The 14637-nt window shown below is 63.0% G+C and carries 13 protein-coding genes; 5 read left to right on the top strand and 8 right to left on the bottom strand.

Features of this window, described 5'->3' with window-relative positions; translation table 11 throughout:
* Positions 1 to 10 precede the first annotated feature (10 nt).
* Together ACZ52D_RS10435 and ilvD are read left to right on the top strand one after the other, a co-directional pair.
* A complete protein-coding gene (locus tag ACZ52D_RS10435; protein WP_464441259.1) occupies positions 11 to 1189 on the top strand; it encodes a benzoate/H(+) symporter BenE family transporter in 1179 nt (392 codons plus the stop codon).
* A gap of 145 nt (positions 1190 to 1334) precedes the next feature.
* Positions 1335 to 3179, top strand: a complete 1845-nt coding sequence (gene ilvD / locus ACZ52D_RS10430) for a dihydroxy-acid dehydratase (RefSeq protein ID WP_417473002.1) — start codon at positions 1335 to 1337, stop codon at positions 3177 to 3179.
* 440 nt (positions 3180 to 3619) lie between these two features.
* Here the strand turns inward: ilvD and ACZ52D_RS10425 are convergent, their stop codons facing one another.
* Positions 3620 to 4438 carry a sulfotransferase family protein gene (locus tag ACZ52D_RS10425; protein ID WP_464441258.1) on the bottom strand — a complete coding sequence of 273 codons (819 nt, stop codon included), beginning with the start codon at positions 4436 to 4438 and terminating at the stop codon, positions 3620 to 3622.
* A gap of 142 nt (positions 4439 to 4580) precedes the next feature.
* Here ACZ52D_RS10425 and ACZ52D_RS10420 point away from each other — a divergent pair, with 142 nt between their 5' ends.
* Positions 4581 to 6158 carry a DUF5928 domain-containing protein gene (locus ACZ52D_RS10420; RefSeq protein ID WP_464441257.1) on the top strand — a complete coding sequence of 526 codons (1578 nt, stop codon included), beginning with the start codon at positions 4581 to 4583 and terminating at the stop codon, positions 6156 to 6158.
* A gap of 69 nt (positions 6159 to 6227) precedes the next feature.
* Here ACZ52D_RS10420 and ACZ52D_RS10415 read toward each other — a convergent pair whose 3' ends face one another.
* Positions 6228 to 7313 carry an FAD-binding oxidoreductase gene (locus ACZ52D_RS10415; protein ID WP_464441256.1) on the bottom strand — a complete coding sequence of 362 codons (1086 nt, stop codon included), beginning with the start codon at positions 7311 to 7313 and terminating at the stop codon, positions 6228 to 6230.
* Positions 7314 to 7317: 4 nt separating this feature from the next.
* Positions 7318 to 8553 (bottom strand): aromatic ring-hydroxylating oxygenase subunit alpha, encoded by a 1236-nt coding sequence (locus tag ACZ52D_RS10410; protein WP_369928664.1) that lies wholly within the window; start codon positions 8551 to 8553, stop codon positions 7318 to 7320.
* A 284-nt stretch (positions 8554 to 8837) separates the two neighbouring features.
* Here ACZ52D_RS10410 and ACZ52D_RS10405 point away from each other — a divergent pair, with 284 nt between their 5' ends.
* Entirely contained in the window at positions 8838 to 9020 is a 183-nt protein-coding gene (locus ACZ52D_RS10405; RefSeq protein ID WP_464441255.1) for a hypothetical protein, read from the top strand.
* A gap of 81 nt (positions 9021 to 9101) precedes the next feature.
* Here the strand turns inward: ACZ52D_RS10405 and ACZ52D_RS10400 are convergent, their stop codons facing one another.
* The 4 genes from ACZ52D_RS10400 to ACZ52D_RS10385 form a co-directional block, all read right to left on the bottom strand.
* A complete protein-coding gene (locus tag ACZ52D_RS10400) occupies positions 9102 to 9746 on the bottom strand; it encodes a DUF1523 family protein (protein WP_222454821.1) in 645 nt (214 codons plus the stop codon).
* 10 nt (positions 9747 to 9756) lie between these two features.
* Complete coding sequence (locus ACZ52D_RS10395; RefSeq protein ID WP_464441254.1) at positions 9757 to 10023, bottom strand: hypothetical protein; 267 nt, start codon at positions 10021 to 10023, stop codon at positions 9757 to 9759.
* 284 nt (positions 10024 to 10307) lie between these two features.
* Positions 10308 to 10931, bottom strand: a complete 624-nt coding sequence (locus ACZ52D_RS10390) for a class I SAM-dependent methyltransferase (protein ID WP_464441253.1) — start codon at positions 10929 to 10931, stop codon at positions 10308 to 10310.
* A gap of 21 nt (positions 10932 to 10952) precedes the next feature.
* A complete protein-coding gene (locus ACZ52D_RS10385; protein ID WP_222454818.1) occupies positions 10953 to 11693 on the bottom strand; it encodes a CDP-alcohol phosphatidyltransferase family protein in 741 nt (246 codons plus the stop codon).
* A 232-nt stretch (positions 11694 to 11925) separates the two neighbouring features.
* Here ACZ52D_RS10385 and ACZ52D_RS10380 point away from each other — a divergent pair, with 232 nt between their 5' ends.
* On the top strand, positions 11926 to 13137 hold the full coding sequence (locus tag ACZ52D_RS10380; RefSeq protein WP_464441252.1) for a 50S ribosomal protein L11 methyltransferase: 1212 nt from the start codon (positions 11926 to 11928) through the stop codon (positions 13135 to 13137).
* Between the two features lie 59 nt (positions 13138 to 13196).
* On the opposite strand, the gene ACZ52D_RS10375 is transcribed toward ACZ52D_RS10380, so the two are convergent.
* Complete coding sequence (locus tag ACZ52D_RS10375) at positions 13197 to 14405, bottom strand: M24 family metallopeptidase (protein WP_369928674.1); 1209 nt, start codon at positions 14403 to 14405, stop codon at positions 13197 to 13199.
* Positions 14406 to 14637 lie beyond the last annotated feature (232 nt).

Below are 14637 nucleotides of genomic sequence, written 5' to 3'. Positions count from 1 at the left end.
GAAAACCCACATGCTCAAGGATCTGAAACTCTCGCATCTTGTCTCCGGCGCGGTGGCGGTGCTGGTGGGGTATACCGGATCTGTCGCGATCATTTTCCAGGCGATCGAGGCGGCGGGCGCCAGCCAGGCGCAGGCCAACAGCTGGATGCTGGCGCTGGGGCTGGGCATGGGGATCACCTGCCTGATCCTGTCGCTGCTCTCCCGGATGCCGATCCTGACGGCCTGGTCGACACCGGGCGCGGCGCTGCTGGCGGTCAGCCTGCCCGGGGTGCCGATGGAGCAGGCCGTGGGCGCGTTCCTGCTGTGCGCCGCGCTGCTGGTGCTGACCGGGGTGACCGGCTGGTTCGCCGCCCTGTCGCGGCTGATCCCCGACAGCCTGGCCAGCGCGATGCTGGCGGGCATCCTGTTCCAGTTCGGCCTCTCGGCCTTTACCGCGCTGCAGACCGACACGGCGCTGGTGGCGGTGATGGGTCTGACCTTTCTGGCAGGCCGCCGCCTGTTTGCCCGCTACTGCATCCCCGCCGTTCTGGCCGCGGGCGTACTGTACTGCGCCGCCACCGACAGCTTTGGCAGCCTGGAGGCGCTGGACCTGACGCTGGCGCGTCCCGAGTTCGTGATGCCCGCCTTTTCACTGCCGGTGCTGATCGGCATCGGGCTGCCGCTGTATATCGTCACCATGTCCTCGCAGAACATGCCCGGCGTCGTGGCGCTGCGGGCCGCGGGCTACCAGCCGCCGGTCTCGGCCTGCCTGACCGTGACCGGTCTGGCTTCGCTGCTGCTGGCACCGTTCGGGGGCTTTGCCTTCAACCTTGCCGCCATCACCGCCGCGATCTGCGCCGGACCCGAGGCGGATGAAAACCCGCGCACGCGCTATCTGGCCGGGGTGATGACAGGGCTGGTCTACAGTCTGGTCGGGCTGGGCGGTGCCACCGTCATCAGCCTGTTCCTGATCGCGCCCGCGGCGCTGGTGGCGACGGTCGCCGGGCTGGCCCTGCTGTCGACCATCGGCAACAGCCTCTCCGCAGCGCTGGCAGCGCCGAACGGGCGCGAGGCCGCGCTGGTGACCTTCATGGTCACGGTGTCCGGCATCAGCTTTGCCGGTATCGGCGCGCCACTCTGGGCGTTGCTGCTGGGGCTGGCGGTGAATCACTGGCTACGCCGCCCCGTCCCTGCGCCAGCACGGGCCTGAGCCGCCAAAATCACCCTGAAGAGAAACCATCAGACCCTCCAAATCCGGCGCAAAATGCGCCATAAATTACCCAACCCACCCCTGGCCGGTTGCCTTTATTGCGCAAATCGTGTCCCTAGGGCCAAATTCAAAGGGAAGCGCTACCATGCCGATGTACCGATCCAGAACCTCCACCCATGGCCGCAATATGGCGGGCGCGCGCGGACTGTGGCGCGCAACCGGCATGAAGGACGATGATTTCGGCAAGCCGATCATCGCCATCGTCAACTCCTTCACCCAGTTCGTGCCCGGCCACGTCCACCTCAAGGACCTCGGCCAGATGGTCGCCCGCGAGGTCGAAGCCGCCGGCGGCGTCGCCAAGGAGTTCAACACCATCGCGGTGGATGACGGCATCGCCATGGGCCATGACGGCATGCTCTACTCGCTGCCCTCGCGCGAGGTGATCGCCGACAGCGTCGAATACATGGTCAACGCGCATTGTGCGGACGCGATGGTCTGCATCTCCAACTGCGACAAGATCACGCCCGGCATGCTGATGGCCGCGATGCGGCTGAACATCCCGGCGATCTTCGTCTCCGGTGGGCCGATGGAAGCGGGCAAGATCGACATCGCCGATCTCGACATGAAGAAGATCGACCTGGTCGACGCGATGGTTGCCGCCGCGGACGACAAGTTCACCGACGAGCAGGTGAAGCACATCGAGGAAAACGCCTGCCCCACCTGCGGGTCGTGCTCGGGCATGTTCACCGCCAACTCGATGAACTGCCTGGCCGAGGCGCTGGGTCTGGCGCTGCCGGGCAACGGCTCGACGCTGGCCACCCACGCCGACCGCAAGGAGCTGTTCCTTGAAGCGGGCCGCAAGATCGTCGAGATCACCAAGCGCCACTACCAGGACGAGGAAAAAGGCTTCCTGCCGCGCGAGATCGCCACGTTTGAGGCCTTCGAGAACGCGATGAGCCTGGATATCGCCATGGGCGGCTCCACCAACACGGTTCTGCACCTCTTGGCGATTGCCAACGAGGGCGAAGTCAACTTTACCATGGCCGACATGGACCGGCTGAGCCGCCGCGTGCCCTGCCTGTGCAAGGTGGCGCCGAACATCCACAACGTTCACATGGAAGACGTGCACCGCGCGGGCGGCATCTTCTCGATTCTCGGCGAGCTGAGCCGTGCGGGCCTCCTGCACGAGGACTGCCACACCGTGCACACCCCGACCATCGGCGAAGCGATCGCCAAATGGGACATCAAGGTGACCGACAACCCCAAGGCGCTGGAGCTGTTCAAGGCCGCCCCCGGCGGCGTGCGCACCACGCAGGCGTTCAGCCAGGCCAACCGCTACAAGGAGCTGGACACCGACCGCGAGAACGGCGTGATCCGCGCCAAGGAACACGCCTTCAGCCAGGACGGCGGCCTTGCGGTGCTGTTCGGCAACATTGCCCGGGACGGCTGCATCGTGAAGACCGCGGGCGTGGACGAAAACATCCTGAAGTTCACCGGCTCGGCCTATGTCTGCGAGAGCCAGGACCAGGCGGTGAACGACATCCTGACCGGCAAGGTCAAGGAAGGCGACGTGGTGGTAATCCGCTACGAAGGCCCGCGCGGCGGTCCGGGCATGCAGGAGATGCTGTATCCGACCTCCTACCTGAAGTCGAAGGGGCTGGGCAAAGCCTGCGCGCTGCTGACCGACGGGCGCTTCTCCGGCGGCACCTCGGGCCTGTCGATCGGCCATGTCTCGCCCGAGGCGGCCGAGGGCGGCGAAATCGGCCTGGTGCGCAACGGCGACACCATCGAGATCGACATCCCGAACCGCACCATCCACCTCGCGGTCTCCGACGAGGAGCTGGCGGCGCGGCGCGAGGAGCAGGACGCCAAGGGCTGGAAACCCGCCGAGCCGCGCAAGCGCAAGGTCTCCAAGGCGCTGAAAGCCTACGCCATGCTGGCCACCTCCGCCGCCAAGGGGGCCGTACGCGCGCTGCCCGACGAGGACTGAGGCCGGACACGCCCAGAAAAATGCCAAACCCGCCGCCCTCACGCGGCGGGTTTTCTTGTAGCGCCCGAGCCTGAAACCGGGTCAAGGGCCGCGCAGGGCGCGGCGGCGCAGCCGCTTGCCCTTGAGGCGGTTTCAGGCGCCATACAATGGACCAGGCGCGTACCTGCCCCTGAACCGCTTCTCAGCAAACTTCCTTCATCTGCGCGGCTCTCCCGCCCCCGCGTCGGCCCGCTGGCTGGCGCCAGCACGCCACGCGGCGTTGGGCTTGGCGCCGTGCCGAGGCACGGCGCGCCTCCGGCGGGAGTATTTCAGGAAAGGAGAAACTGCTCTGCCAGATGAGGCACCCGCCCGCGCCGCGCCAGCGGCGCCCGGCCCAAGGCTTTACGCTGCATCTTTGATGCTGCGCAAAGGCGCGGGAGCTCTCCCTGGCGCCGATCCGCCTACTCCCCCAGTTTGGCGTGGACCTCGTCGAGGTCAATCTCTCCGACCGGCATCTTGTTGGCCGGGTTTTCGAAATCATATTTGAACAGCTCGAAATCGCGCTTGTAGATCTCATAGACCAGGTGCATCGACAGGTCGTCGAAATAGTCCTCTACGGCGTGCGCGCGCTTGGGGCCGTGGCCTTCGCTTTCGTTGAAGCGGGGGATCGCGTCCAGGTTTACCGGATGCGGCGTGTCGACGGCGTCGAGCACCTGCTGCATCCCGTCATTGAACGCCTCTGTCCAGAAGATCTTGTTGTACCGGCCGCCGTTCAGGATAAAGGTCGAGACATGTCCCGACATGGCCGACCAATGGATGTCAGGGTCCATCGGGCGGCGCCAGCGGATAGTGTCGCGCGCGAACAGCAGGAACCGACGGAAGCTGGCGATCTGGTCGAACTCCTGCCTGCCATCCTCGCCGCCGACTTCAATGCCATAGTCATAGGCCAGCTTTGGAACCAGGTTGCCCCGATAGCGTTTGCCGTTGCGCTGGATGCCGCAGATCTTGTCGAAAAACGACGACAGGATACGGGTGTAGGGGTTGCGCACGCAGGTGAAGGCATAAGACCGTTGCGCCTGCACGTTCCGGGTGATCGGCTCCTGGCTGTGCTCCTGCGCCCATTTGTGCAACCCGGTCGTCGAGTCGTGAATGTCGCCGTCGTAGAACCTGCCATGGTCCGAGTAGTAGAGGATCTGCCCGATCGTCGAGCAGGCGCATTTTGGCACCACCCGATACACCACGCTCTCACTTTCCGTCATCCAGGTGCCCGGGAACCCCATGTACTGTCTTCTCTCTGTTGCACTGTCATCGGCCCCAGTAATGGCACAAGTTTACGAAAACCGGAACTATCTGGTTTATTCGCAGGGATTGCATGCGTATCAAGAGATACAATCAGGCAAGACAAGGCGGACCGTCACGAGTATGGCAAAAATCGCGTACATCCTGCTGTGCCATAAAGACCCGGAGGCCATCATTCAGCAGGCGGAACGGCTGACGGCCGTCGGCGACTGCGTGGCCATCCATTTTGACGGCCGCGCCGCGGCGCAGGACTATCAACAGATCCGCGCAGCCCTGGACGACAACCCCAACGTGACCTTCGCCAATCGGCGGGTCAAATGCGGCTGGGGCGAGTGGTCCCTGGTCGAAGCCACGCTACACTCCCTCCGCAGTGCTGTTGCCGCCTTCCCGCGCGCCACGCATTTCTACATGCTGTCGGGCGACTGCATGCCGATCAAAACCGCCGAATACGCCCACCATTTTCTGGACAGCCACGACTGCGACTTCATCGAGAGTTTCGATTTCTTCGAAAGCGACTGGATCAAGACCGGCATGAAGGAAGACCGGCTGATCTACCGCCATTATTTCAACGAGCGCAAACACAAGCGTCTGTTCTACCTGTGCCACGAGGTTCAAAAGCGGCTGGGGTTGCAACGCCGACTGCCAGCCGACATCCAGGTACAGATCGGTAGCCAATGGTGGTGCCTGCGCCGCAGAACCGTCGAAACCCTTCTGAAGTTCATTCGGCAGCGCGAAGATGTGCTGCGCTTCTTTCGCACCACCTGGATCCCGGACGAGACGTTTTTCCAGACCCTGGTGCGCCACCTGATCCCGGAAGCCGAGATCGAGACGCGGACGCTTACCTTTCTGATGTTCACCGACTACGGCATGCCGGTGAATTTCTACAACGACCACTATGATCTGCTGCTTAGCCAGGATTTCCTCTTTGCCCGCAAGATCAGCCCGGAAGCCCGCGAGTTGAAATCGCGCCTGGGGCGGCTTTATGCGGCCGAGGACGTGGACTTCCAGATTTCCAACGAGGGAAGCAACCTCTACAAATTCCTCACCCAGCGGGGCCGCGCCGGGCGCAGGTTTGCGCCCCGGTTCTGGGAGACCGAAAGCAGCCTGGGTCGCGAGCGCGAATTGCTGGTCGTGACCTGCAAGAAATGGCATGTCGCCAAGCGTCTGCTGGAGCAAATCCGCCACGCGACGAACATCCCCGCCATCGACTACCTGTTTCACGAGGAACACACGCCGCTGCCGGACCTGGGCGGCATCGAAGCCGCGTTGTTCAAGCGCACACGCCACCGTCGGGCCCTGCTGCGCATGCTGTATGACTACTACCAGTCAGACAGGTTGCTGATCTGCCTCGACCCTTCGGCGATCGAGTTGATGCACGACTTCCATTCCGACCGCTGCACCACCCGTTTCCTGCATATCGAGTGCAATTTCAGCGACGACTATCTGGTCGGCCATGCGCAACGGGTCGGGCTTGCCGGTGAGCGCACGCCGAAAACCGCGTTGAACACTCTGCTGCCGACCATCCGCAACGACATTACGTACGAGGCCGACAGCATCCGCGACGCCGGGTTCGATCATCTTTCGCAATTGAACGAGAATGCGACGACAGAGCAGAACGCTGCCCAGCTTGCCCGGTTTCTGAGTGTTCCGCAGGAACAGGCGACAGAGATACTTCGCGTCGATCACCTGTTCTGCGACTGATCGGCATCTGACAGCCACAGGCCAGGACAAGTCGACGGCGCGCAACCGCTTGGATGCGCGCCGCTCAGCTCAGATGTCCACTTCGACGCGGCCGATGGGGTTGGAGCAGCACGCGAGGATATAGCCTGCCTCCACGTCTTCCTCCGAGATGCCGCCATTGTGCACCATATGCACATCGCCCGCGGTCTTCTTGACCTTGCAGGTGCCGCAGATGCCAAAGGTGCAGCCGGAGGGGATGTTGAGGCCGGACGCCTTGGCCACGGCAAGAACCGTATCGGTCTCGGTGCAGGCAGAGGTGACGCCGGAAGCGGCAAACAGGATCTCTGCGGCGGCGGTTTCCTCCGGCACCACATCGTCCAGTTCAGGCGCATCCGCAGCGGTTTCCACCGGCGCGCCAAAGCTTTCCTGGTTGTAGTTTTCCATGTCGAAGCCGAGGCCGTTCAACATGTCGCGCACAGCCTGCATGAAAGGTTCCGGCCCGCAGCAATAGACCTCGCGCTCCAGGTAGTCCTGCGCGATGAGGCCCAGCATGATCTGGTTCAGCTGCCCGCGATACCCGGTCCAGACCTGGTAGGGGTCGTCCTCCTCGACCACGAAGTGCAGCTTGATGCCCGGCACCCGCGAGGCCATGCTCTCCAACTGTTGGCGCGCGATGATCTCGCTCGGGCGCTTGGCACAGTTGATAAAGCAGATGTCGGGCGACTGGCCACGGTCAAACAGGTACTGTGTCATCGACAGGCTGGGGGTGATGCCGGAGCCGGCCGAGATGAACAGGAACTTGCCGCTGGGGCGTTTGGGCAGGGTGAAGACCCCCGCCGGACCAGAGGCACGCAGCTTCATGCCGGGGCGCAGATGGTCCAGCATCCAGCGAGTGCCGATGCTGTTTGCCTGCGCCTTCACGGTGACCGAGATCGACAGCGGCCGCGACGGCGACGAGCTGATCGTATACGTCCGCCAGACGGTTTCTCCCGGCACCGGCAGTTCCAGCGTCAGGAACTGGCCGGGCTGGTACTTGAACCACGCGCCAGAGGGCGCGCGGAAGCTGAAGGTCGCGGTGTTCGGCGCTTCCGGCACCACCGAGACGCATTCCAGCATCTCGTCGTCCTTCCACGCGAGGGTTTCATCGAGGGTCTCGAAGTTGGCCTGCAATCCCATCGGTTTACTCCGCCGCCACCAGATGGCGCCCGGTCAGGGCGCGGGTCAGATGCTCGGCATACCAGTTGGAGAACTGGATCACGCCGCTTTCCTGTACCTTGGAATACGGGCCAGGCTGGTACGCGGGCGAGTTGATGCCACGCTGGTTGTCCTCGACCACGATGCGGTCCTCGTCATTGGTGGCGATCCAGACCTCGGTCAACCGCTTCAGGTCATAGTCCTGACCTTCCACCGCATCCTTGTGGACCAGCCACTTGGTGCTGACCTCGGTTTGCGTCGGGCTGATCGGGGTGACGCGGAAGACGATGGAGTGATCTGGCAGGAAGTGGTTCCAGGTGGTCGGGTAGTGGAATTTCAACAGCGTGCCTGCGTCGGCAAAGGGCACCCGGCCCAGCGGCTTGGCGACGGCGGCTTTGCCGTCCATGGTGTAGCTCTCGGCGCCCTCGTTCAGCGGCATCCGTGCCAGCCGGTGCTGGCCGCGCGCATCGATGCGGAACTGCGCCGGGCAGCCTGCGGCCTCGATCCGGTCGAAATGCTTTTGCAGATGCGGCGGGGTCTCGCCGCCCTCCACCCCGGTGACCGAAGGATCTTCGGGGAAGGTGCGACACAGCGACGGGTGGTTGCCACCGCAGTGATAGCACTCGCGGTTGTTTTCCCAGACCAGCTTCCAGTTGCCGTTCTCGATGATCGCGCTTTCATGGGCGATCTTGGCATTGGCCAGGTCGTGCGGCTCCAGATAGGGGCGGGCCACGTCGGCGAAGGCGTCGAAATCCGGAGCCTCATCCGCGAGACAGATGTAGATCAGCCCTGCGAGGTCGCGGCAATGCACCGGCTTCAGCCCGTGCTTGGAGGCGTCGAAATCCGGCCCCATGTCGCGCGCCCACAGCAGTGAGCCGTCCAGTTCATAGGTCCACTGGTGGTAGGGGCAGACCAGTTTCGGCGAATTGCCCTTCTTGGCCTTGCAGACCACCGAACCGCGGTGGCGGCAGGAGTTGTGGAAGGCCCGCACCTCGCCGTCGGTGCCGCGCACGATGATAACGTTGTAGCTGCCGACCTGGTGGGTGACGTAATTTCCGGGTTTCGGGACTTCACAGGCGGGGATGGCAAACAGCCACTCGCGGTAGAAAATCTGCCGCATGTCCAGATCCAGAACACCCGGATCGGTGTAGAACGCCTGTTCCAGGGAATGATTTTCCTGCCGGGCCATCAGCTTGGCCAGAATTTCGCTGTCCTGAAGCATCTGTCTCTCTCCTTCGCCGCGGCCCCGCGGCGGGTTGGCTTGGGTGCGGGCACGACTGGAGAGATTGCTGGCCACACGCCCGCAACCGTCCTGCCGCATCCGCGGTTGACGTTTCTGGCAAGGCAGGTGGTCGGACGGCCCGCAGCGTTTCGACCGATGGCGCATGGCAGCTGTCTGAAGGCTCCTTCAGCGGCTTTCAGCCATGCCCCAAACAGGGTCTTCGTTGCGCAGGCAGTGTCGTTGTTCCACCAGCTTCCCAATTTTCCGCCCCGAAGGACGGCACCTTGCTGAAGCGGAAACTGCCCGATTTGCGACTATCCAGCGGAACCAAAACCGACCCGCAAAAACCGGAAAAAGACATGCATGCCAGAACCCTTGGCGCGGACAAACCTGTCCAATGCCGCAAAACGTGCGACGCGTTCGAAATGCGTCAGGACCTGTATCTGGCCAAGGGGACCGCCGCCTGACCTGTGGCGAATCCCGACTGCACGGCGCGTTGCATTCCCGGCCCGGAAAGCAAAAAGGGCCGCCTCGACGGCGGCCCTTGGTCAATTTGATCTCCAGCTTTGCAGCCAGCGCCGGAACCGACCGCGCCGCTCGGCAAAAGCATCGCCCGCGGCATACAGGCTGTCCTCTGCGCTCTCGAGCATCGGATCGATGCGCGCCCGGCGGAAGCGCCGCCAGCGCACCCATATCGCCCAGAGAAACGCCGCCAGGAACACAAGGAAGATGATTGTGAACCAATTGGTTGGCTTATCATCCGGACCGGCCACCGGTTTGATCGAGACCGCATTGGGAAAGGCCGACAGGAATTCGTTGCGCCAACCATAATGCAGCACCGCCACCCATTCCGGGTTGGCCTTGGTCGAAATGCTGTCGTTGGCGTCGGTGTAAAGGTTGGCGGTGTCGAACTTGAAATACGGCGGCCAGTTCCAGCCGGTATCCTCGTTGCGGTAGACGATGGCGCGGCCATTCGGCCGCACGCCCTGGATGAACTGCACATCGCGATTGATCAGCTGCGCCGAGCGATCATCCGGGCTGGACCAGAAAATGCGTGTCCAGTCGTTCAGCTCCTGACGTTCCTCGTAGGTGTTGACTATGCGCACCACATCATACTGCGGCAAGGTATAATGCAGGAAGGCGCCAAACAGCCCCCAGAAGGTGATCAGAAATGCCCATTTGATGAAACGCATGGGAGGAGCCTCACATGAAGTTAATGACGTAGATCAGGAGCGCCAGCGCCCCCAGCGGAACGATGTAAACCAGCAGGATCAGTCGGCGGCGAAAGGACCGGTCGTATTGTTTCAGCCCCCGCTGGATGAAGGCCGCGCGGTCTCCGGTCAACCCCTTGTCTTTCCAGCGACGCTTCAGCTTCGCCCGCCGCGCTTCGCGGGAGTAGAGTGACACCGCCCCGTAGACCAGGGTCAGAACCACCAGCAGAATCAGGATCAGGCGCAGAAAACCGAACATTCAAAAGCCTCCCAGCGTGCAGGCATCACAGTGCCCCGACGCGGGCGCGCGCGTCGGCCCGCCCGGGGACAGCCGTGTCCGTTCAAACCGGGTAACGCTCATATGCCCGTCCCATCATGCCAAGATGCCATATAATGATATGGGCATGTGAACGCGACTTACATCCCCTCCCCGCCCAATCTTCGGCGCCACGAACCGCCCTTCGGCAAAATCTCCTGGAGCTTTTCGAGGACAGAGACGAAGCTCGCCGCCCGCAACCGACAGGCTGGGGCGGCGACGAGAGGTCAGTTATTCTGATGCTTTTCCAGCACCAGAAAGGTCATCATGCCCAACGGCGGCAAGCTTTCCTGCTGCTCGATGCGCAGCCGGTCGTCCTTCAGGATGGTTTCCAGCTCGAAATCGGAATGCCAGCCGATCACATTGGCCAGCGGGGCGGACAGCCGCTCCAGCGATGCACGCACCCCCTTGCCGCTCTTGAAATGGTTGGTGACAACCAGTTTGCCACCGGGCTTCAGAACGCGGGCGATCTCGCGCATGACCTGTTCCGGCTCCGGCACCACCGACAGCACGTGCATTGCTGCAACCGTGTCGAAGGCATTGTCCGGGAAATCCAGTTGGCGCGCGTCCATCTGGCGCAGCACCTCGACGTGGCTCAGGTTCATCTCCTGTACCTTTGCCTCGGCTTTTTTCAGCATGTCATGGCTGAAATCGATGCCGGTGACCTTCAGATGCGGCGCATAATGTTGCAGCGACAGTCCGGTACCGACGCCGACCTCCAGCACATTGCCTTCGCGCGCGTTGATGAACTGCACTGCGCGCCGACGACCAGCGCGGGTCACCGCGCCGAATGTTCTGTCATATACCGGCGCCCAGCGCGCGTAGGATTCCTCGACAGCCTTGATATCCAAAAGTACCTCCTCGAAAAATTGTCATTCGCGCGACTGAAAGATCAGCCCCCAAATCACGATGGCAACATACCCAAGACACAGAACCACCAGCACGGTCCACGCATAGGTCAGCAAGGCCGCAGCCATGAACGCGAAGCCCACCAGCAGATATTTGACATGTTCGCGCGAAATTTTCATGGCCTTGGGCGACCAGGTCGGAATGTGGCTGATCATCAACAGACCGATCACCACCATGTTCAGGCAGATCAGCAGCCCCGGCAGGACCATTTCCCCGTCGAAGGCAAAAGAAATGAACATCGGCAGCAGCGCCAGCAGCGCACCGGCCGGGGACGGGATGCCCTCGAAGAAGCCACTGCGCACCTTGGCTTCCTCCTCGGACTTGGCGCTGACATTGAACCGGGCCAGGCGCACCACGCAGCAGACCGAGAACACCAGCACCGAGATCCATCCTGCGCCGCGCACGTCCTGCAACGCCCACAGGTAGATGACCATCGGCGTCGCCACCCCGAAATTGAGGAAATCCGCCAGCGAATCCAGCTCCGCGCCCATCTTGCTCTGGCTGCGCAGCGCGCGGGCCAGCCGCCCGTCCAGACCGTCCAGAAGCGCGGCCAGAATGATCATCAGCACCGCTGGCATGAAACTGCCGAAGATCGCAAAGCGGATCGCCGTCAGACCGGCGCAAATGGCACCGATGGTCATCATGTTCGGCATCAGCTGGATCAGCGCGAACTCCGATTTCTTTTTTTCCTGGGCGTCATACATGGCGGTGGCTCTCTCTTGCTCGCCGAGCATTTCCTGCCGGGCGCAGGGCACGGTGCGGCCAGTGACAAGCAGGAAGCAGACTTTCGGCCTATGGGCACATATGCCCCAAGACCCGCTCCGGCGCAACGTCCCGAACACCGCCTGCGCGCTGGCCTGTCCTTTACCAATTCTTAGAGCCGTCCGGTGAATAGTCCAATCAGCAGCATTTGCTTCAAATGAGGAAAACTAAAAATTGCCTGACCGCCAATCTCCCGTCTCCGACCGCACATCCCAGCCTCAGGCAGCGCCGGAGGCCGAAGGCTTTGTCACCCTGGCCAAGTCCGAATCCCTGGCCGATGGCGGCATCCGCACCGCCTGCCTGCTGTCGCGGGCGTTGCAGCAGGACCCACACCACCACGAGGCGCAGGTGCTGCGCGAGCGCCTGCACCAGACCTTCGTGCCGCGGTGGCATTTCCCGATGCTCGCCGACACCGCCCGCAATCGCGCCTATGCCGAGGCAATCGCCGCCAAAGTGCGGCCCGGCGACATCGTTCTGGACATTGGCTGCGGGGCCGGGCTGACCGCGATGCTGGCCGCGCGCGCCGGCGCGAAACATGTCTATACCTGCGAACAACAGCCGCTGATTGCCGAAGCGGCACGGCGGGTGATCGCCGACAATGGCCTTGCCGACCGGGTTACCGTCATCTCGAAGTGGTCCCATGACATCGTCATCGGCGAAGATATGCCAGAACCCGCCGACGTGGTGATCTCGGAGATCGTGGACACCGTCCTGCTGGGCGAAGGCGCGCTGGCCACGTTGACCCACGCGATGGCGGCCCTGGCCAAGCCGGGGGCTCGCGCGGTGCCGGAACATGGCACGCTCCGCGCTCGCCTGGTGCAATGCGACGGGCTGATGAACCAATGGCGCCCGGCGCAGGCCGAGGGGTTCGACCTCAGCGCGTTTCACCAGTTTGCGCGGGTGGCTCAGATCACACCGGGCGACTTTGCCGCCAGCGGCATGCGGGCGCTCGGGCCAGACTGCGACCTGTTCCGCTTTGATTTCACCCGCCCGACCATCGATCCCGGTCGCATCACCCGCGAGCTGGCCTGCGACCTCGGCGGTACGCTGCAGGCGGTGCTGGTCAGTTTTGAAATGCAGCTGGCCGCGGGCATTGCGGTGGACAATGGCCTCACCTCAGACGGCCATTGGGGGCGCACGACGTTCCTGCTGGACCAGCCGCGTCAGGCCCTCCCAGGCGACCGCGTTACGGTCACCGCGCAGCATGACGCCGCGAATCTCAGCCTTTCGGTGCATCCGGAAATCGCAAATGCGCAGACCACGGCAATGCGCATGAACCATGCATGGCTCACCCGCCAGCCGCATCCAACGCCCGCAGCGCCGGAGGCCCCCGTTTGGCTGCCTTCAGGCGAGACGGTCACACCCCCGGTGCAACCCTACCACTAAGTGCATTTTCGCGCAGCCGCAGGGGGACGCGTCCCCCTGCCCTTGACCGTACGCAGCCATCACCCCACCACGTTGAACGCCGGGCCGTAGGGATACTTGGTGATGTTCTCGTTGCCGTCTTCCTGAATCAGCAGGATGTCGTGCTCCCGATAGCCACCGGCCCCAGGCTGCCCTTCCGCCAGTGTCAGCATCGGCTCCATCGAGATCACCATGCCCGGCTCCAGCACCGTGTCGATGTCCTCGCGCAGCTCCAACCCAGCCTCGCGCCCATAGTAATGCGACAGCACGCCAAAGGAGTGGCCATAGCCGAAGGTGCGGTACTGCAGCAGGTCGCGCTCTTCGAAGAAGGCGTTGATCTTGTGGGTGATCTCGGCACAGCTGGCGCCCGGCTGCAGCAGCGATATGCCATATTCATGCGCCGCCACATTGGCCTCCCAGATCTCGAGGCTGGCATCGTCGACTTCGCCGACGAACATGGTCCGCTCCAGGGCGGTGTAGTAGCCCGAGATCATCGGGAAGGTGTTCAGTGACAGGATATCGCCGCGCTGCAGGCGGCGACTCGTCACCGGGTTGTGCGCCCCATCGGTGTTGATACCGGACTGGAACCAGACCCAGGTGTCGCGGTATTCCGCATCGGGGAAGCGTTTGGCGATTTCCAGTTCCATCGCGTCGCGCCCGGCCATCGCCACGTCGATCTCGCGCACGCCTTCCCTGACCGCATCACGGATCGCAAAACCGCCGACGTCGGCCACCGCGGCACCGGCGCGAATCAGCTCGATCTCGGCCGCCGACTTGCGCATCCGCTGCTCCATCGTCGGCAGGTAGAGGTCAACCAGTCTCGAAGGTTTCAGGAAGCTCTCCAGCTTGTCCTTTTGCAGCAGCGTCAGGTGATCGCTCTCGTATCCGACGACGGCATTTTCACCGCTGACCGATTTGATCGCACGCCAGAAATTGTCGCGCTGCCAGTCGGTATAGGTGATGTTGTCGCAGAACGACCGCCGCCAGGGCTGGCCCGCATCAATGCCGGCACTGATCGTCACTGCCTCGGTCTCGGTCACCACCAGGCCGTAGGGGCGGCCAAACGCGCAGTAGGTGAAGCCCGAGTAATAGGAGATATTGTGCATCGAGGTGAAGACCGCAGCCGTCACCCCAGCGTCCGCCATGATCTTGCGCAGGCCCGCGATGCGCGCCTCATACTCCGAAACGGAAAACTGCAACGGCGCCTTTTCGCCATTGTGAAAACGGTACATGTCAGGACGTGAAGTCATATCAGACCCTTCCTTCTTACAAGAAAGGTCCCGGCGTTCAGGACAGTTTTTGGAATGTCAGGGCACCATGAATCCCATGCGGCGACGCCATCGCCCGGCCCATGCCGCGAAGATGGGGCGAAATCGCGTGGCTGGCAAGAAAAAAGACGGACGGCTTCTGCAGATCGTCGCCAAGGACCGCGCCGCAGTCTGCGCCGAGAAACGAAAAGCGCCCTCCCCCATGCGAGGGAGT

Source organism: Leisingera sp. S2M4 (assembly GCF_055398055.1).
Note: the sequence above shows the minus strand (reverse complement) of the source record. Positions and strands in the feature narration are given on the sequence as shown.